Consider the following 18809-nt stretch of genomic DNA (forward strand, 5'->3'; position numbering starts at 1 on the left):
CGCCACCCCCTTCCTCTGACACAAGCCTGACATTGGCCGGGCTTTTGCCTGGCTGCAGCCGCTTGTCCGCGGAAGGGCTCTGTTCAGTTGTCCGGAAAACAAGAAACGGCGGCGCCCAGGGAGGAGGAGGGGCACCGCCGTTCTGTCAAACACCGGGAAACAGGGAGGAGGAGATCCCGGTGATTCAAACCCGGCTTGTCACCGGTATAGGGTGCGGCGGCATCAGGGAGGAGGAGGATGCCGCCGCCAAAGACAGGCTCTTCAAGGGAGGAGGAGGAAGAGCCTGATCTCTATCAGTTATTCTCGTAAGCGGCCTGGTAGGCGACGCGCTTGATTTCGGACCTGTTCAGGCCCAGGTCGGCCAGGTCGCGGGCCGACAGCTCCGACAGCTCGCTGACGGTCTTGCGGTACAGGCGGTAGCGGACGAACTTGACCAGCAGGGCATCCAGGAAGCCAACCGGGGATGCAATGTTCACCGCGGAGATCTGTTGTGCTGCTGCCATCGTTCTGTTCCTTCGTCTAACCGTACCGTCGTGTGCCGCTGTGGCATTTCTTGAATGACAATTTAAGGATCTGCTGCCGGGGCGCAATCCCGTGCTTCGTCATTGCTGCTATGCAGCATTTGCATGGGTGACGTATGGGTATGTAACTGGAATATGACAATATTTTCGGCAGCCGCTTACGCATCTGTATAATTTCCAGGCACCGTGCCGCGGTCTGCGCATGGCCGGCTGCGCGGCCTGTTGACAGGCGGTTTGGCTGGCGGCGCATCCGCCGCTCCGCGACCCGCATGCGGTAATCGGGCCTGGCGGGTTTCAAGCTCTGCCGCCGCCGCATATATATGTGCCGGATAACACGCAGGAGAGCAGAGATGCCGGTCACCCAGGATCAGATTCATGCAGTTTTGGAGCGGCTGGCCCTGCCGGACGGCGGCACCCTGGTGTCGCGGGACATGCTGCGGGCGCTGCGCATCGAGGGCAGCAAGGTCAGCTTCGTGATCGAGGCGCCGAGCCCCGAGATCGCCAAGCTGATGGACCCCCTGTGCAAGGCCGCCGAGGCCGCCGTGCTGTCTCTGGAGGGGGTGGAGAGCGTCTCCATTGCACTGACCGCCCATACCCCGCAGCAGCCCGCCCCCAGCCTCAAGGTCGGCGGCCACCCGAAACCGCAGGCGGAGCCGCTGAAGCCGGCAGGCGTCCAGCGCATCCTGGCGATTGCCTCCGGCAAGGGCGGGGTGGGCAAATCCACCGTCGCCTCCAACCTCGCCGTGGCGCTGGCCAAACAGGGCCGCAAGGTGGGGCTGCTGGATGCCGATATCTACGGCCCCTCCCAGCCCCGCATGATGGGCGCCAAGGGCCGGCCCGCCAGCCCCGACGGCAAGACCATCGAACCGCTGCACGCCCATGGCGTCACCCTGATGTCGATCGGCTTCATGCTGGAGGAGGGCAAGGCGGTGGTCTGGCGCGGCCCGATGCTGATGGGGGCGCTGCAGCAGATGCTGGGGCAGGTGAACTGGGGCGAGCTGGATGTGCTGATCGTCGACCTGCCGCCCGGCACCGGCGACGTGCAGCTGACGCTCTGCACCAAGGCGGAAGTTTCGGGTGCCATCGTCGTCTCCACCCCGCAGGATGTGGCGCTGCTGGATGCGCGCAAGGCGATGGACATGTTCAAGACGCTGAAGACCCCGGTGCTGGGGCTGATCGAGAACATGTCCTTCTTCACCTGTCCGGATTGCGGCGGCGAGCATCACATCTTCGGCCATGGCGGCGTCGCGGCCGAAGCCGAAACGCTGGGCCTGCCGCTGCTGGGCGCGCTGCCGATCGACCTGGAAACCCGGCTGGCCGGCGACGGCGGCACGCCAGTGGCTGCGGGCGAGGGGGCAATGGCCCAGGCCTATGCCCGGATCGCCGAAGGGCTGGTCAGGGGCGGCATGGCCTAATGGCCTAACGCCCCGCGGGCCGCACACTTTCTCTATATATAGTGGCACCGTGCACCGGATGGCCCGCCCCTGTGGCGGGCCTGCTGCTGTTTGCGGCCCGCAAATGGGCACGGATGGGATCGTCTGCCTGGATTGGGACTGGATGGGACCGGCCGCCCGGCACGGGATCGCATGGGATGGCTGGGAAAGCATGGGACAGCCGGGAAATCACGGGGCCGGCGGGAATTCATGGGCGTTATGGGAAATCATGGCCCGATTTTCTGCCCAACCCCTCTTGCCAGCGCGAATCACCCCGTGCTGAAACGCCAATCAAGGGAATTTCCGGCGCTGTGAAAAGGGGTGGTTTGCGAACGTAGTGAGAACATCGGTAAAATCCGCGAGTCTCCCGGCGGAATCGCGGGAAACTATGGGAAAAAAATTGCCTCCGCAACTCACCTCTATATCTAGTGTTTGCGGTCGATTTGCGCACAACAAGTTCTGAATTTTGCCCTGATGTGGCCACGAATCTCTTGCGAATCTCTGCATTCATCGCCACGCCCTCAGCGGTTTCCCGCAGAAAACAGTTGCAGGGCCATCAATTCCCATAGTATCCCTAGTTCATCAGATGAGACGAGGGACGGGGCGCCAAACGACCCCAAACCACAAAACAAAACAAGCAGGTTTCATACAGGCCTTCGCTTTCATCGAACCAAGAGATCCGGCGCGCGGGCGAGCAGACATCCCCCCAGGTGGCGCGCGCAGTCGGACATCCCGCAAAGCGGGCCAAGGCGGCGGGTTGATCAGTGGCAGCAGATCAACCCGCCCCTTTTCTTTCTGGGGGACGGATTAACGCGAGGGACGCGCGAAAAGGACGGGAAATTGGGCCGCAGGTTCAGAGGCGAAAGCCACCACAAGGTGGACAGCAAGGGGCGGGTGTCAATCCCCGCCTCCTTTCGCCGTGTGCTGGAGGCCGCCGACCCGAACTGGCAGCCGGGCCAGAACCCCGAACTGGTGATCGTCTACGGCGACCATCGCCGCAATTTCCTGGAATGCTATACTATCGAGGCGATCGAAGAGGTCGACGCCAAGATCGACCAGCTGCCGCGCGGCTCGATGCAGCGCAAGATGCTGCAGCGGATGTTCCACGGCCAGTCCTTCCCGACCAACGTGGATGAGACCGGCCGCCTGGTGCTGCCCGCCAAGCTGCGCCAGAAGATTGATCTGGAGGCCGAGGCCTTTTTCATCGCCGCGGGCGACACCTTCCAGATCTGGAAGCCGGAAACCTATGAGGCCGAGGAACTGGCCCAGGCCGAGAAATGGATGGAAGAGCTGCCCGACGACTTCGATCCGATGGAATTCCTAGATGGCGCCGGGAGCGCTTGAGACATGACCCAGGACCAGAAAGCTGCCAATGGTCCCCACATTCCCGTTCTTCTGCGTCCGCTCTTGCAGGCGGTTGCCCCTGTTACCGGCCGCTGGCTGGATGGCACCTTCGGCGCCGGCGGCTATACCCGCGGCCTGCTGGAGGCCGGGGCGGAGCAGGTGATCGGCGTTGACCGCGACCCGCTGGCCTTTGAACTGGCAAAGCCCTGGGCAGGGGAGTACGGCGACCGCCTGATCCTGCAGCAGGGCGTGTTCTCCCGCATGGATGAATATGCCCAGGACCTCGACGGGGTGGTGCTGGACCTCGGCGTCTCCTCCATGCAGCTGGACCTGGCCGAACGCGGCTTTTCCTTCATGAAGGACGGCCCGCTGGACATGCGGATGTCGCAGTCCGGCCCCTCCGCCGCCGACCTGATCGCGGAACTCACCGAGGCGCAGATCGCCGATATCCTGTTCCACTACGGCGAGGAGCGCGCCAGCCGCCGCATCGCCAAGGCGATTGTCCGGGAGCGCGAGATCGAGCCGATCACCACCACCCTGCGCCTCGCGAGCATCATCGAGAGCTGCCTGCCGCGCGCCAAGCCCGGCCAGTCGCACCCGGCGACCCGCAGCTTCCAGGCTTTGCGCATCGCGGTGAACGCCGAATATGACGAGCTGTTCGAGGGGCTGCTGGCCGCGGAACGGGCGCTGAAGCCCGGCGGGCTGCTGGCCGTCGTCACCTTCCACTCGGTCGAGGACCGCATGGTCAAACGCTTCTTCCAGCACCGCGCGGGCAAGACCGGCCGCGCCAACCGCTATGCGCCGGAGCAGGAGGAAGCCCCCGCCCAGTTCGAGCTGGTCACCCGCAAGGCGGTGGGGCCGGACGAGCAGGAGCTGGCCGAAAACCCCCGTGCCCGTTCCGCCCGCCTGCGGGTCGGGCGCCGCACCGATGCCGCACCGGGGCCGATCTCGGCCAAGGACCTTGGAATGCCGCAGCTGAAAGAGGCGCGTAAATGAAGACCTTGCTGTATGCCGCAACTTGTCTGGCTGTCTTTGGCCTTGCCTTTTGGGCCTACCGCGAAAACTACGCTACCCAGCAGGTGCTGAAGGAAACCCGGGTGCTGCAGCAGCAGATCGGCGCGGCGCAGGTCCGGCTCAGTGTCCTGCGTGCCGAATGGGCCTATCTCAACCGCCCGCAGCGGCTGCGCGATCTGGCGGACATCAATTTCGACCGCCTCGGCCTCCTGCCGCTGCGCCCCGACCAGTTCGGGCGGGTGGATGAGGTCTCCTACCCGGCGCCGCCGGAGCTGGAGATCACCAACGAGGTCGAAGTCACGGGCCTGAACGCAGGGAGCAGCCAGCCATGATCCGCACGCCGCTCCGCCCTCTGGCCCGCATCCTTCATGCCCGCGCGACCGGCGAAAACCCGGATGCGATCGAACGCGAAAACATCAGCCTGCGCCATCAGGAGATGCAGGTGCAGGCCCGCCAGCGCGCCGAGGGGCGGCTGCTGGTGCTGGGCCTGTTCTTTGTCTGCGCCTTCGGGGCAATCATTGCCCGCATGGCGATGACGGCGGTCTCCGAGCCGGCCGAGCCGGTGGCCAGCGTGCCCGGCAGCGCCATCGCCATGCAGCGCGCCGACATCGTTGACCGCAACGGCCGCCTGCTGGCCACCAATTTCGAAACCCATTCGCTTTATGCCCAGCCGCCGCAGATGATCGACCCCATCGGCGCCGCGGAAAAGCTGGTGGAGATCTTCCCCGACCTGGACCGCGAGCGGCTGATCAAGGATTTCACCGGCAAGCGCAAGTTCCTGTGGGTGAAGAAGAAAATCAGCCCCGAGCAGCTGCAGGCGGTGCATGACATCGGCGATCCCGGCCTGATGTTCGGCCCGCGCGAGATGCGGCTGTATCCGAACGGCAGCCTGGCCGCGCATGTGCTGGGCGGTGCAGGCTTTGGCAAGGAGGGCGTGAACGCGGCTGAGGTGATCGGCGTCGCCGGTGTCGAGCGCCAGTTCGACGACTACCTGCGCGACCCGGCCAACGGCGGCAAGCCGCTGCAGCTGTCGCTGGACCTGACGGTGCAGGCGGCGGCGGAGCAGGTGCTCTATGGCGGCATGAAGCTGATGAACGCCAAGGGCGCGACTTCGATCCTGATGGACGCCCACACCGGCGAGGTGATCTCGGTGGTCTCCTTCCCGGATTTCGACCCCAACGACCGGCCGCGCCCGCCGACCTCCGGCTTTGATCCCTCCGACAGTCCGCTGTTCAACCGCGCGGTGCAGGGGGTCTATGAGCTTGGCTCCACCTTCAAGATCTTCACCGCCGCGCAGGCGATGGATCTGGGCCTCGTCAACTCCGACACCGTGATCGACACCCGCGGGCCGCTGCGCTGGGGCCGTTTTGCGATCCGCGATTTCCGCAACTACGGCAACGAGATGTCGGTGACCAAGATCATCGTCAAATCCTCCAACATCGGCACCGCGCGGCTGGCGCAGCAGATCGGGGTGGAGCGGCAGAAGAGCTTCCTCCAGACGATGGGCATGCTGGACCCGACCCCGTTTGAAATCTCCGAAGCAGCAGGCGGAAAACCCCTCCTGCCGGCCAACTGGTCGGAGCTGTCGGCGATGACCATTTCCTACGGCCACGGCATTTCCACCACGCCGATGCATCTGGCGGCCGGCTATGCCGCGGTGGCCAATGGCGGCCGCTACGTGGCGCCGACGATTCTGAAGCAGAACGGCCCGCAGCTGGGCCAACGGGTGATGAGCGAGGCCTCCGCCGACGCCGCGCGCAAGATGTTGCGCAAGGTGGTCTCCGAGGGCACCGCATCTTTTGCCGAGGTCGAGGGCTACCAGGTGGGCGGCAAGACCGGCACCGCCGACAAGCCCAAGCCCCGCGGCGGCTACTATGACGACAAGGTGATCGCCACTTTTGCCTCTATTTTCCCGGCACATGACCCGAAATACGTGCTGATCGTCACGCTCGACGAACCCTCCATCATCGCCCACGGCGAGGAGCGCCGCACCGCGGGCTGGACAGCCACCCCGGTGGCGGCTGAAATGATCGGGCGCGTTGCCCCCCTGCTGGGGCTGCGTCCGCAAGTTGAACCCGCGGAGGTGACTGGTATAACCCTCACCTCGAACTGAAACAGGTGAGGGCCGCCATGAGCAGCAGCAGACCAGACCAGCCTCTGAGCCAATTGGGGCTGACCGCCCGCGGCGGCGCCGATCCGCAGATCAGCGGCCTGGCGGTGGACAGCCGCGAGGTGCGCGAGGGGTATCTTTTCGCAGCCCTGCCGGGCAGCAAGGTGCATGGCGCCAAATTCATCCCCGGCGCGCTGGAGAAGGGCGCCTCAGCCATCCTGACAGATGCCGCCGGGGCAGAGATCGCCGCCAAGGTGCTGGAGGACAGCCACGCTGCTTTGATCGTCGTCGAGGACCCGCGCCAGACGCTGGCCTATGCTGCCGCCCTGTGGTTCGGCAGCCAGCCGCAGACCGTGGTGGCGGTGACCGGCACCAACGGCAAGACCTCGGTCGCGACCTTCGTGCGCCAGATCTGGATGGAGCTCGGCCACCAGGCCGTCAACATGGGCACCACCGGCATCGAAGGCGCCTGGAGCTATCCGCTGGCCCATACCACGCCGGAACCGATCACTCTGCACCGCGCGCTGGCTGAGGCCGCCGCGGCAGGCGTCACCCATGCGGCGATGGAGGCCTCCTCGCACGGGCTCGACCAGCGGCGCCTGGACGGGGTGCAGCTGGCGGCCGCCGGTTTCACCAATTTCACCCAGGACCACCTGGACTATCACGAAACGTTTGAGGCCTATTTCGCCGCCAAGGCGGGCCTGTTCCGCCGGGTGCTGCCAGACGAGGGCGTTGCCGTCATCAACATGAACGACCCCCGCGGCGCCGAGATGCGCGCGGTTGCCGCCGCCCGCGGACAGGAGGTGATCAGCGTCGGCCGCGGCCTGGGCGACCTCAGCCTGTTGGGCCTGCGCTATGACGGCACCGGCCAGGACATGCGCTTTGCTTGGCATGACAAGCCGTACCAGGTGCGGCTGAACTTGATTGGCGGTTTCCAGGCGGAGAACGTGCTGCTCGCCTGCGGGCTGGTGATTGCCGGCGGCGAGGATCCGGAGCGGGTGTTCGAGACCCTGCCGCACCTGACCACCGTGCGCGGCCGGATGCAGCTGGCGGCGGAGCGGGACAACGGCTCGGCGGTGTTTGTCGATTACGCCCATACCCCTGATGCCGTTGCCAGCGCCATCAAGGCGCTGCGCCCGCATGTGCTCGGCCGGCTGATTGCCATCGTCGGCGCGGGCGGCGACCGCGACACCACCAAGCGGCCCTTGATGGGGCAGGCGGCGCATGAGAACGCCGATGTGGTGATCGTCACCGACGACAACCCCCGCAGCGAGGACCCGGCGGTGATCCGCGCCGCAGTGAAGGGCGGCGCGCCGGACTGTATCGAGATCGGCGACCGCGCCGAGGCGATCCTGCGCGGCGCGGACATGCTGCAGGCTGGCGATGCGCTGATTGTCTGCGGCAAGGGCCATGAGACCGGCCAGACCGTGGGCGACACGGTGCTGCCCTTTGACGATGTGGAGCAGGCCAGCATTGCCGTGGCCGCGCTTGATGGGAGGATCGCATGACCCTTTGGACCGCAAGCGAGGCCGCCGCCGCCACCGGCGGGCAGGCGCAGGGCGATTGGGCCGTCTCCGGCCTTTCCATCGACACCCGCACCATTGAGCGGGGCGACATGTTCGTGGCCCTGAAGGCCGCCCGCGACGGTCATGACTTCGTGGCGCAGGCGCTGGAGAAGGGCGCCGGTGCGGCGCTGGTCTCCCGCATTCCCGAAGGCGTTCCGGCCGATGCGCCGCTGCTGATCGTCGATGACGTGCAGGCGGGGTTGGAGGCCTTGGGCCAGGCGTCGCGGGCGCGGACGCAGGCCAAGGTCGTGGCCGTCACCGGCTCTGTCGGTAAGACCTCGACCAAGGAAATGCTGGCGCGGATGCTGTCGGATCAGGGCCGCACCCATGCGGCGGTGGCCAGCTACAACAACCACTGGGGCGTGCCGCTGACGCTGGCGCGGATGCCGCGTGACACTGAATTTGCGGTGATCGAGATTGGCATGAACCACCCGGGCGAGATTGCGCCGCTTGCAAAACAGGCGCGCCCGCATGTGGCGATGGTGACCACCGTGGCCGCGGTGCATCTGGAAGCGTTTGAAAACGTCGAGGGCATCGCCCGCGAAAAAGCCGCGATCATGGAAGGGCTGGAACCGGGCGGCGTGGCGGTGCTGAACGCCGATATCGCCGAGGCCCACGTGCTGCGGGATGTGGCCGCGGAGCTGGGCGCATCGGCCCGCTGGTTCGGAGAGAGCGCCGCGGACTACACTCTGCACTCCGCCGGGATCGAGGGCGAGGAGACCGTTGCCCGCGCCACCGCTAACGGCCGTGAAGTTGAGCTGCATATTCAATCGCTTGGCGCCCATTTCGCTATGAACGCACTCGGCGCGCTGGCTTGTGTCGAGGCGCTGGGGGCCGACCCGGTCAAAGCAGCTGAAAGCCTCGCCCTGTGGTCGCCGGTCAAGGGCCGCGGCGTGCGCGAAACCATCCGGCTGGACAGCGGCGCCATCACCCTGCTGGACGACAGCTACAACGCCAACCCGACCTCGATGGCGGCGGCGCTGGCAGTGCTGGCGGCGACTCCGGGCGCGGGGCGCCGGATTGCCTATGTCGGCGACATGAAGGAGCTTGGCCCGCAGGAAGTGGAACTGCACGCCGGGCTGGCGGAGCTGGACGCCGTACGGGGCATCGACAGGATCCACTGCATCGGCCCGCTGATGCAGGCGCTGCACGACGCGCTGCCAGAGGGCAAGCGCGGCGGCTGGTATCAGACCAGCGCCGAAGCCGTGCCCGGGCTGCCAGGTGAAATCCAAGGCGGCGATATCGTGCTGGCAAAGGGCTCTTTGAGCATGGCGCTGGCCAAGATCGTTGACGGCATCCGCGAAATGGGTCACTCCGGCCCCCAATCAGAAAACGCGTAAGAAGAACGAGGGAAGGGCCAGGATGCTCTATTGGCTGACCGCTTTGTCGGACGGGGGGGATTTTTACAACCTGTTCCGCTACATCACATTCCGCGCAGGCGGCGCCTTCTTGACCGCGCTGATCTTCGGCTTCCTGTTCGGCAAGCCGCTGATCAATGTGCTGCGCAAGCGGCAGGGCAAGGGCCAGCCGATCCGCGACGACGGGCCGGAGGGGCATTTCTCCAAGGCGGGCACCCCGACCATGGGCGGCCTGCTGATCGTGGGCGCGCTGCTGACCGCGACGCTGATGTGGGCGCGCTGGGATAACCCCTTTGTCTGGCTGGTTCTTTTCGTGACCATGTCCTACGGGCTGATCGGCTTTGCCGACGATTACGCCAAGGTCTCCAAGCAGAACACCAAGGGGGTGCCGGGCAAGGTGCGGCTGCTGCTGGGCGTGCTGATCGCGGTGACCGCGTCGTTGTGGGCCGCCGCCTACCACCCGGAGCCGCTGCAGCACCAGCTGGCGCTGCCGGTGTTCAAGGACACGCTGATCAATCTCGGGATCTTCTACGTGCCGTTTTCGATCTGCGTGATCGTCGGCGCCGCCAATGCGGTGAACCTGACCGATGGTCTGGACGGGCTGGCGATCATGCCGTCGATGATTGCGGCCGGAACCCTGGGCGTGATTGCCTATGCGGTGGGCCGCGTCGACTTTACCGAATACCTTGACGTGCACTACGTGCCCGGCACCGGCGAGATCCTGATCTTCACCGCGGCGCTGTTCGGCGCGGGCCTCGGCTTCCTGTGGTACAACGCGCCGCCGGCGGCGGTGTTCATGGGCGACACTGGATCGCTGGCACTGGGCGGTGCGCTGGGGGCCATCGCGGTGGCCACCAAGCACGAGCTGGTGCTGGCGATTGTCGGCGGCCTGTTCGTGGTTGAGGCGCTGTCGGTGATCATTCAGGTGCTCTACTTCAAGCGCACCGGGCGGCGGGTGTTCCTGATGGCGCCGATCCATCACCACTACGAGAAGAAGGGCTGGGCGGAGCCGACCATCGTGATCCGCTTCTGGATCATCTCGCTGATCCTGGCGATGATCGGGCTGGCAACGCTGAAGGTGCGGTAAAGGCAGTGGGTGGTGGGCGGAATCGCCCACCCTACGCCTTCTGGCCGCCGCGCCGTGTCATTGGCGGGGCGGTTTGACCTCTCTGATCTCTGGAACCGTTCGGGGCTGCTGCTTCGGGCGGTTTGTCTTTTAGAGGAAGGCGGCGCCGCCAAGGGGGCGGAGCATCGGATGGCCCTTGCCACGGGGCCATGTCCGTCTATCGGCCTGTGCGGACCCGCCCTGCACCCAATGAAGAGGTGGTCTTTGGGGGCCGGTCTCCTGGTCTTTTGTCATGACGGGGAGGACTGTAGCGGAGCGCAGTGAACACCCGGTGAGCGCGGCGTGCGCTGGTTAGGCAACGGGGACTGTGCGGCCTCAGAACACCGACCAGTCCATCTCCCGGGCCAGCCGCTCCATCGCTTCGGTGCCCAGCTTGGAATTGCCGTTGTGATCCAGTCCGGGCGACCACACCGCAACGCTGGCCTTGCCCGGCACAATCGCCAGGATGCCGCCGCCGACACCGCTCTTGGCGGGCAGGCCGACGCGGTAGGCAAACTCGCCCGATCCGTCGTAATGGCCGCAGGTCAGCATCAAGGCGTTCAGCCGCCGGACCCGGCCTTGCGACACCAGGCTTGGCCCCTTGTCCGCGCCGATCAGGAAGCGTCCCGCTTTCGCCAGCTGCACCGTGGTCATCTCGGTGGCGCATTGGTGGAAATAGGTGCCCAGCGTCTTCTCTGGCGTGTTCTTGAGGTTGCCGAAGGAGGCCAGGAAATTGGCATGAGCAAAGTTTCGGTGGCCGTGGCGGGTTTCCGAGCTGGCGACCGCCTTGTTGATGTGGATGTCCTCATCGCCGGCCGCTGCACGGATGAAACCAAGGATTTCCGCCAGCGCCTCCTTCGGCTCCCGGCCCGCCAGCAGCTCATCGGTGGTGACGATGGCGCCGGCGTTGACGAAGGGGTTGCGGGGGCGGCCTCGCTCATGCTCGAGCTGGACGATGGAATTGAAGGCGGTGCCCGAGGGCTCGCGTCCGACCCGCTGCCACAGCTGGTCGCCGGAGCGCCCGAGCGCGATGGCGAGGGTGAAGACCTTGGTGATGCTCTGCGCGGAGAACCGGGTTTGCGCATCGCCCGCGTGAAACAGCTTGCCATCGGCGGTGGCCACTGCAATGGCGAACTGGTCCGGGTCCACCTGGCCGAGTTCGGGGATATAGCTGGCGACTGCGCCGCGGTCGGTGCGGCTGTGCATGTCTGCGCTGATCCGGTCGAGCAAGCTTTGCATATCCGGTGCCACGCGCCGCGTCCTCCTGTTTCCTGGCAGGGAATTTCGGGCATGGGCCAGGGCTTGTCAATCTGACGGCCCTTGCTGACTGCACTGGCAAAGCCTGGATGGATCGGGTAGCGGTTTCAGCACCAATTTCGAGGGAGTGCAGGCGATGATCCCGGTCAAAGGATATGAGGGCGCGAAACTGGCGGTTCTGGGGCTGGGGCGGTCCGGCCTGGCCACCGCGCGGGCGTTGCGGGCCGGCGGGGCAGAGGCCCTGTGCTGGGACGACAACCCGGCAGCGCGCGAGGCGGCGGAGGCCGAAGGCTTTGCCTGCCGCGACCTGCACAAATCCGGCGCCTTTGACGACGTGGCGGCGCTGATCACTTCGCCCGGCATTCCGCATCTGTATCCCAAGCCGAACCCGGTGATCCGTGCGGCGATGGAGGCCGGGGTGCCGGTGGACAATGACATTGGCCTGTTCTTCCGCTCCTTCGCCGAGGCTGAATGGCAGATGTATGACCAGCCGCCGCGGGTGGTGGCGGTGACCGGTTCCAACGGCAAGTCGACCACGGTGGCGCTGCTGCACCACATCCTGCAGGAGGCGGGCCGCGACAGCCAGCTGGCCGGCAACATCGGCCGCGGCGTGCTGGACATCGACCCGCCGGGCGAGGGCGGCGTGGTGGTGCTGGAGCTGTCGAGCTATCAGACCGAACTGGCGCGCGCGCTGACCCCGGATGTGGCGGTCTTCACCAACCTGTCGCCCGATCACCTGGACCGCCACGGCGGCATGGGCGGCTATTTCGCCGCCAAGCGGCGGCTGTTTGCCGAAGGCGGGCCGGACCGGGCGGTGATCGGCGTCGACGAGGACGAGGGGCTGTTCCTGGCCGGTCAATTGTCCGAAGGCGCGGGCGACGACCGGGTGATCCGCATCTCGGCGGCGCGCAAGCTGACCGGGCCGGGCTGGCAGGTCTTTGCCCGCAAGGGGTTCCTGAGCGAGTACCGCAAGGGGCGGCAGGCGGCCTCCATCGACCTGCGCGGGATGATGGGCCTGCCGGGGGCGCACAACCACCAGAACGCCTGCGCGGCCTATGCGGCAGCGCGGACGCTGGGGCTGGCGCCCCGGGTGATCGAGGCGGGGCTGGCAAGCTATCCCGGCCTGCCGCACCGCAGCCAGACCATCGCCGAAGCGGGCGGGGTGCGTTACGTGAATGACAGCAAGGCAACCAATGTGGACAGCGCGGTGAAGGCGTTGAGCGCCTTCAGGAACATCCGCTGGATCTGCGGCGGGCTGGAAAAGGACGGCGGTCTGGACGGCTTGAAGGGGCAGACCGGCAACGTGGCCAAGGCCTATGTGATAGGGCGCGAGGCGGCGGCTTTTGCCCTGCAGCTGGATGTGGAGGCCGAGGTTTGCAGCACCATGGCGGCGGCGGTGGAGCGGGCCATTGCGGACGCGCAGGAAGGCGACACCGTGCTGCTGGCGCCGGCCGCGGCGAGTTTCGACCAGTACGACAACTTCGAGCAGCGCGGCGATGATTTCACGGCGGAAGTGAATAAGCGGCTGGGGTGATGGGACGGCGCAAGGGGGCTTCAGGCCCACCTAAGCGGAAAACCTAAAGGCTCAGCCCTTGGCGGCGATGGCGGTGCCGGCGGCATAGCCCGATGACCAGGCCCATTGGAAGTTGTAGCCGCCGAGCCAGCCGGTCACATCCACTGCCTCGCCGATGGCATAGAGACCGGGGGCGTTTTTTGCCTCCATGGTCTTGGAGGAGAGGCCGTCGGTATCGATGCCGCCCAGGGTGACTTCGGCGGTGCGGTAGCCTTCGGTGCCGGAGGGCAGCAGGCGCCAGTTTTGCAGGGCTTCGCAGAGGGTTGTCAGCGCGGTGTCGGACTGGTCGGCGAGGCGGCCCTTGAGGCCCAGCTGGGGGGCGAGGAACTCCACCAGTTTCGCGGGCAGGTGGCGGGACAGTTCGGTGGTGAAGTCGCGGCGGCCTTCGGCCTGGCGCTGGTCGCGCAAAAGGTCAAACAGCGGCGTGTCCGGGATCAGGTTCGCGGTGATCTCCTCGCCCTCGCGCCAGTAGGACGAGAGCTGCAGCACCGACGGGCCGGAAAGGCCGCGGTGGGTGAACAAAAGCGCCTCGTCGAAGGAAATGCGGCCGTTGGACAGCCGCGCGGGCAGGGAGACGCCGGCCAGCGGCTTGAAACGCCCGTCCGGGAAGGTGAAGGGCACCAAGCCTGCGCGGGTCTCGGTCAGCTCCAGCCCGAACTGGCGGGCGAGGTCATAGGCGAGGCCGGTGGCGCCCATCTTGGGGATCGACTTGCCGCCGGTGGCCAGCACCAGGTTGCGGCAGCTGACGGTCTGGGCTTTGCCCTCGCGCAGCAGTGTGACGCGGTAGCCGTCTGCGGTCTGCTCCGCGGCTTCGACAGAGGTCTGCAGCCAGAGCTCTGCCCCGGCCTGCTGCATCTCCTCCACCAGCAGGGTGATGATCTGCTTGGAGGACCCGTCGCAGAACAGCTGGCCCAGGGTTTTTTCGTGCCACGCGATGCCGTGGCGGCTGACCAGCTCGATGAAGTCCCATTGGGTGTAGCGGGCGAGTGCGGACTTGCAGAAATGCGGGTTGGCGGAGAGGTAGTTCTTCGCCTCCGCATACATGTTGGTGAAGTTGCAGCGGCCGCCGCCGGAGATGCGGATCTTCTCGCCCGGCGCCTTGGCGTGGTCGATCACCAGGGTGCTGCCGCCGGAATAGCGCGCGCACATCATGCCGGCCGCGCCGGCGCCGAGAATCAGGGTGTTTATCTGCATGGCGGGCATCGACCACGGAACCGGCGCCGGCGCAAGGGGGATGCCGGGCGGCAGCCATTTGCGGATTGCCGCCAGCGGCCGGGCAGCTTCCTGCCTGTCAAGACGGGCACGCGCCGGGGCGGTGGGATTCCGCCGAAAGGCGTTCTTTTTCTGGCGCCATGCTTCACGATTCGTTACAGTTTGGATGAGACCCCGAAAAACGGGGCGGAACGAGGCAAATAGTGGCGGTATTCCCATGACTGAGATGGTCTATGGCGCGGTTCCTGTGCGGGCAGGCGAGCCGATCCTTCCGAAATGGTGGCGGACGCTGGATAAATGGACGATGTCCTGCATCCTGATGCTGTTCGTGATCGGGCTGCTGCTGGGGCTCGCCGCCTCGGTGCCGCTGGCGGAGCGGAACGGCTTCGGTAATTTCCACTATGTGCAGCGGCAGGCGGTATTCGGAGTGACCGCGCTGATCGCGATGCTGATGACCTCGGTGATGTCGCCGGTGCTGGTGCGGCGGCTTGCGGTGATCGGCTTTGCCGTGGCCTTTGTCGCGCTGGCATTCCTGCCCATTTTCGGCACCGATTTCGGCAAGGGCGCGGTGCGCTGGTACTCGCTTGGTTTTGCCTCCCTGCAGCCGTCGGAATTCCTGAAGCCGGGGTTCATCGTCGTCGCCGCCTGGATGATTGCCGCCAGCCAGCAGATCAACGGCCCGCCGGGCACGCTGATGTCCTTCGCCCTGTGCATGATGGTGGTGATGATGCTGGTTCTGCAGCCGGATTTCGGCCAGGCAAGCCTGATCCTGTTCGGCTGGGGCGTGATGTATTTCGTGGCCGGCGCGCCGATGCTGCTGCTTGTGTGCATGGCCGCCGTGGTCGTGATGGGCGGTGTCTTTGCCTATAACAGCTCGGAGCACTTTGCCCGCCGCATCGACGGCTTTTTGAACCCGGATGTCGATCCCACCACCCAGCTGGGCTATGCCACCAACGCGATCCGCGAGGGCGGGCTGTTCGGGGTCGGCGTTGGCGAAGGCCAGGTGAAATGGTCGCTGCCCGATGCCCATACCGATTTCATCGTCGCCGTCGCGGCGGAGGAATACGGGCTGGTGCTGGTGGCGGTGCTGATCGTGCTTTACGCCTCCATCGTGGTGCGCTCGCTGTTCCGGCTGATGCGCGAGCGCGATACCTTCATCCGCCTGGCAGGCACCGGCCTGGTGTGCATGTTCGGGGTGCAGGCGATGATCAACATGGGTGTTGCGGTGCGGCTGCTGCCCGCCAAGGGCATGACCCTGCCGTTTGTCAGCTACGGCGGATCCTCGCTGATTGCCACCGGGATCGCGGTGGGTATGCTGCTGGCCTTTACCCGGACGCGCCCGCAGGGCGGGATTGCCGACTACCTGAACGGCCGCGGCCGCTGACGAGATTTGGAAAAGAGACCACCTGGGATGGCACAGAAACTGCTCTTGATGGCTGCCGGCGGAACCGGCGGCCATATGTTTCCTGCACAGGCGCTGGCCGAGGCGATGCTGGCGCGCGGCTGGCGGGTGAAGCTGTCGACCGACGCGCGCGGCGCGCGCTACACCGCAGCGTTTCCGAGTGCAGCGGAAATTTCGCAGGTGTCCTCTGCCACCTTTGCCCGCGGCGGGCTGCTGGCCAAGGCGCTGGTGGGGCCGAAGATTGCGGGCGGCGTGTTGTCGATGGCGATGCAGATGCGGCGCGACCGGCCCGACGCGGTGATCGGCTTTGGCGGCTACCCGTCGATCCCGGCGCTGGGGGCGGCGACGCTGCTGAAGCTGCCGCGGATGATCCATGAGCAGAACGGCGTGCTGGGCCGGGTGAACCAGATCTTTGCCACCCGCGTGGCAGGCGTGGCCTGCGGCACCTGGCCGACCACGCTGCCCGACGGTGTGCCGCATGAGCATGTGGGCAACCCGGTGCGCGGCGCGGTGATGGAGCGCGCGGGCGCCGGCTATATCCCGCCGGGCGATTACCCGATGTCGCTCCTGGTGATGGGCGGCAGCCAGGGCGCGCGGATCCTCAGCGATGTGGTGCCCGCCGCGGTGGCTGCGCTGCCGGAGAGCATCCGCCAGCATCTGCGGGTGTCGCATCAGGCCCGGTCTGAGGACCTGGACCGGGTCAGCGCCTTTTACGCCGAACACGGCATAAACGCCGATGTGCAGACCTTTTTCACCGACGTGCCCGCGCGCATGTCGGAGGCGCAGCTGGTGATCTCGCGCTCCGGCGCGTCCTCGGTCGCCGATATCTCGATCATCGGGCGGCCCTCGATCCTGATCCCCTTTGCCGCCGCCGCAGGCGACCACCAGACCGCCAACGCCCGCGGGCTGGTTGACGCCAATGCCGCCGTGATGATCCCGGAAAGCGCCCTTGATATCCCGGTGCTGGCGGAGCATATGGGCGCAATTCTGAGTAACCCGCAGGCCGCCACGCAGATGGCGTCTGCTGCACTAGGCGCCGGAGTTCCCGATGCCACCGAGCGTTTGGTGGCACTGGTGGAACAACTGGCCGAGGAAGGATGAGAGTATGAACCCAGCAACCAAACTGCCCGGTGACGTCGGCCCGATCCACTTTGTCGGTATCGGGGGCATCGGCATGTCGGGCATTGCCGAGGTGCTGTTGAACCTGGGCTACATGGTGCAGGGGTCGGACCTGAAATCCTCCAAGATCACCCAGCGGCTGGAAGAGCTGGGCGCGCGCATTTTCGTGGGCCAGAGGGCGGAGAACCTGGAGGAAGCCGCGGTTGTTGTGATCTCCTCGGCGATCAAGCCGGGCAATGCGGAGCTGGACGAGGCGCGCCTGCGCGGCCTGCCGGTGGTGCGCCGGGCCGATATGCTGGCGGAACTGATGCGGCTGAAGTCCAACGTCGCCATTGCCGGCACCCACGGCAAGACCACCACCACCACGATGATGGCGGAGCTGATGGTGGCGGGCGGCTTTGACCCGACCATCATCAACGGCGGCATCATTCACGCCTACGGCTCCAACGCGCGGATGGGGCAGGGCGAGTGGATGGTGGTCGAAGCGGATGAGAGCGATGGTTCCTTCAACCGGCTGCCCGCAACCATTGCCGTTGTCACCAACATCGACCCCGAGCACATGGAGCACTGGGGCGACTTCGACCGCTTGCGCGACGGCTTTTTGGAGTTTGTTTCCAACATCCCGTTCTACGGCATCGCGGTCTGCTGCACCGACCATCCCGAGGTGCAGGCGCTGGTGGGCCGGATCTCCGACCGCCGGGTGGTGACCTATGGCTTCAACGCGCAGGCCGATGTGCAGGCGGTGAACCTGACCTACAAGGGCGGGGTGGCGCATTTCGACGTGCACCTGAAGACCGAGGACCGGGTGATCGAGGGCTGCACCCTGCCGATGCCGGGGGACCACAACGTCTCCAACGCGCTGTCTGCCGTCGCGGTGGCGCGGCACCTGGGCATGAACAGCACCGAAATCCGCGAGGCGCTGGCGGCCTTCGGCGGTGTGAACCGGCGCTTCACCAAGGTGGGCGAAGTGAACGGCGTCACCATCATCGACGACTACGGCCACCACCCGGTGGAGATCGCGGCAGTGCTGAAGGCGGCGCGCCAGGCCTGCGAGGGCCGGGTGATCGCGGTGCACCAGCCGCACCGGTATTCGCGCCTGTCGAATCTGTTCGATGATTTCTGCGCCTGCTTCAACGAAGCCGACGTGGTGGCCATTGCCGAAGTCTTTGCCGCGGGCGAGGACCCGATCGAGGGCGCCAGCCGGGATGACCTGGTCGCGGGCCTGATCCGCCACGGCCACCGCCATGCCCGCGCCATCCTGAGCGAGGAAGACCTGGAGCGGCTGGTGCGCGAGCAGACGCGGCCCGGCGACATGGTGGTCTGCCTGGGCGCGGGTACCATCAGCACCTGGGCCAACGGCCTGCCCGCGCGGCTGGAACGCTGAGGCATGCGGCTGCAGAAGGGGGCTCTGCCCCCCCGCCGCCTGTGGCGGCTCCCCCCGGGATATTTCCGGCCAGAAGAAGCTGGCGAGCTGAAGGAGCAAACATGACGCTGTCGCTGACCCTTGCCGCCGTCTGGGCGCTGGCCGCCAATATCCTGGCGATGTTTCCCAGCCGGGACAATCACTGGACCCGGGCCTATGTGCTGATTGCGCTGGGGGTGCCGCTGCTGGGCTATGTGACCTGGGAAAACGGCCCCTGGTGGGGGCTGGTGGTGCTGCTGGCGGCAATGTCGGTGCTGCGCTGGCCGGTCATTTACCTGGGCCGCTATATCCGGCGGTCGCTGGGCCGGTGAAATAAGTGCCAGGGGCGGGCGCTGTTAACGAAATATTTCCAGAGCAACTCTGCTTATGAGCG

At 66.3% G+C, this 18809-nt stretch carries 16 protein-coding genes; 13 read left to right on the forward strand and 3 right to left on the reverse strand.

The genetic code is table 11. The features are described 5' to 3' along the window. Positions 1-293: 293 nt before the first annotated feature. Complete coding sequence (locus ACFMBG_RS10330) at positions 294-503, reverse strand: DUF1127 domain-containing protein (protein WP_421054609.1); 210 nt, start codon at positions 501-503, stop codon at positions 294-296. A 368-nt stretch (positions 504-871) separates the two neighbouring features. On the opposite strand from ACFMBG_RS10330, the gene ACFMBG_RS10335 reads away from it, so the two are divergent. The 8 genes from ACFMBG_RS10335 (at position 872) to mraY (ending at position 10432) form a co-directional block, all read left to right on the forward strand. Next, positions 872-1936: an Mrp/NBP35 family ATP-binding protein gene (locus ACFMBG_RS10335; RefSeq protein WP_421054610.1), complete on the forward strand. Its 1065-nt coding sequence runs from the start codon at positions 872-874 to the stop codon at positions 1934-1936. A gap of 858 nt (positions 1937-2794) precedes the next feature. Beyond that, positions 2795-3298, forward strand: a complete 504-nt coding sequence (mraZ, locus tag ACFMBG_RS10340; protein ID WP_259956871.1) for a division/cell wall cluster transcriptional repressor MraZ — start codon at positions 2795-2797, stop codon at positions 3296-3298. Positions 3299-3301: 3 nt separating this feature from the next. Next, positions 3302-4294 (forward strand): 16S rRNA (cytosine(1402)-N(4))-methyltransferase RsmH, encoded by a 993-nt coding sequence (gene rsmH, locus ACFMBG_RS10345; RefSeq protein WP_421054611.1) that lies wholly within the window; start codon positions 3302-3304, stop codon positions 4292-4294. After that, on the forward strand, positions 4291-4644 hold the full coding sequence (gene ftsL / locus ACFMBG_RS10350) for a cell division protein FtsL (RefSeq protein WP_421054612.1): 354 nt from the start codon (positions 4291-4293) through the stop codon (positions 4642-4644). Before rsmH ends, ftsL begins: the two co-directional genes overlap by 4 nt. Next, positions 4641-6425: a peptidoglycan D,D-transpeptidase FtsI family protein gene (locus tag ACFMBG_RS10355; protein ID WP_421054613.1), complete on the forward strand. Its 1785-nt coding sequence runs from the start codon at positions 4641-4643 to the stop codon at positions 6423-6425. The genes ftsL and ACFMBG_RS10355 overlap by 4 nt, the downstream gene beginning before the upstream one ends. A gap of 17 nt (positions 6426-6442) precedes the next feature. Beyond that, complete coding sequence (locus ACFMBG_RS10360; RefSeq protein ID WP_421054614.1) at positions 6443-7930, forward strand: UDP-N-acetylmuramoyl-L-alanyl-D-glutamate--2,6-diaminopimelate ligase; 1488 nt, start codon at positions 6443-6445, stop codon at positions 7928-7930. Next, complete coding sequence (locus ACFMBG_RS10365) at positions 7927-9327, forward strand: UDP-N-acetylmuramoyl-tripeptide--D-alanyl-D-alanine ligase (protein ID WP_421054615.1); 1401 nt, start codon at positions 7927-7929, stop codon at positions 9325-9327. Before ACFMBG_RS10360 ends, ACFMBG_RS10365 begins: the two co-directional genes overlap by 4 nt. Before the next feature lie 22 nt (positions 9328-9349). After that, positions 9350-10432, forward strand: a complete 1083-nt coding sequence (gene mraY, locus ACFMBG_RS10370) for a phospho-N-acetylmuramoyl-pentapeptide-transferase (RefSeq protein ID WP_421054616.1) — start codon at positions 9350-9352, stop codon at positions 10430-10432. Positions 10433-10786: 354 nt separating this feature from the next. On the opposite strand, the gene ACFMBG_RS10375 is transcribed toward mraY, so the two are convergent. After that, positions 10787-11689 carry a glutaminase gene (locus tag ACFMBG_RS10375; protein ID WP_421054636.1) on the reverse strand — a complete coding sequence of 301 codons (903 nt, stop codon included), beginning with the start codon at positions 11687-11689 and terminating at the stop codon, positions 10787-10789. A 154-nt stretch (positions 11690-11843) separates the two neighbouring features. Between ACFMBG_RS10375 and murD the strand changes: the two genes are divergently transcribed. Further along, positions 11844-13241, forward strand: coding sequence for a UDP-N-acetylmuramoyl-L-alanine--D-glutamate ligase (gene murD, locus ACFMBG_RS10380; RefSeq protein WP_421054617.1), 1398 nt, complete (start codon positions 11844-11846; stop codon positions 13239-13241). Positions 13242-13292: 51 nt separating this feature from the next. Here the strand turns inward: murD and ACFMBG_RS10385 are convergent, their stop codons facing one another. Further along, positions 13293-14474, reverse strand: coding sequence for a BaiN/RdsA family NAD(P)/FAD-dependent oxidoreductase (locus ACFMBG_RS10385; protein WP_421054618.1), 1182 nt, complete (start codon positions 14472-14474; stop codon positions 13293-13295). Positions 14475-14709: 235 nt separating this feature from the next. On the opposite strand from ACFMBG_RS10385, the gene ftsW reads away from it, so the two are divergent. The 4 genes from ftsW (at position 14710) to ACFMBG_RS10405 (ending at position 18747) form a co-directional block, all read left to right on the forward strand. Beyond that, positions 14710-15876: a putative lipid II flippase FtsW gene (gene ftsW, locus ACFMBG_RS10390; protein WP_421054619.1), complete on the forward strand. Its 1167-nt coding sequence runs from the start codon at positions 14710-14712 to the stop codon at positions 15874-15876. Positions 15877-15903: 27 nt separating this feature from the next. Further along, on the forward strand, positions 15904-16995 hold the full coding sequence (locus ACFMBG_RS10395) for a UDP-N-acetylglucosamine--N-acetylmuramyl-(pentapeptide) pyrophosphoryl-undecaprenol N-acetylglucosamine transferase (RefSeq protein WP_421054620.1): 1092 nt from the start codon (positions 15904-15906) through the stop codon (positions 16993-16995). A 4-nt stretch (positions 16996-16999) separates the two neighbouring features. Next, the gene (gene murC, locus ACFMBG_RS10400; protein ID WP_421054621.1) at positions 17000-18397 is read left to right on the forward strand and encodes a UDP-N-acetylmuramate--L-alanine ligase; all 1398 of its coding nucleotides are present in this window, start codon (positions 17000-17002) and stop codon (positions 18395-18397) included. A 101-nt stretch (positions 18398-18498) separates the two neighbouring features. Beyond that, a complete protein-coding gene (locus tag ACFMBG_RS10405; protein ID WP_421054622.1) occupies positions 18499-18747 on the forward strand; it encodes a DUF2484 family protein in 249 nt (82 codons plus the stop codon). Positions 18748-18809 lie beyond the last annotated feature (62 nt).

The organism is Leisingera coralii (genome assembly GCF_049056525.1).
In the GTDB taxonomy this organism is placed as follows: domain Bacteria; phylum Pseudomonadota; class Alphaproteobacteria; order Rhodobacterales; family Rhodobacteraceae; genus Leisingera; species Leisingera coralii.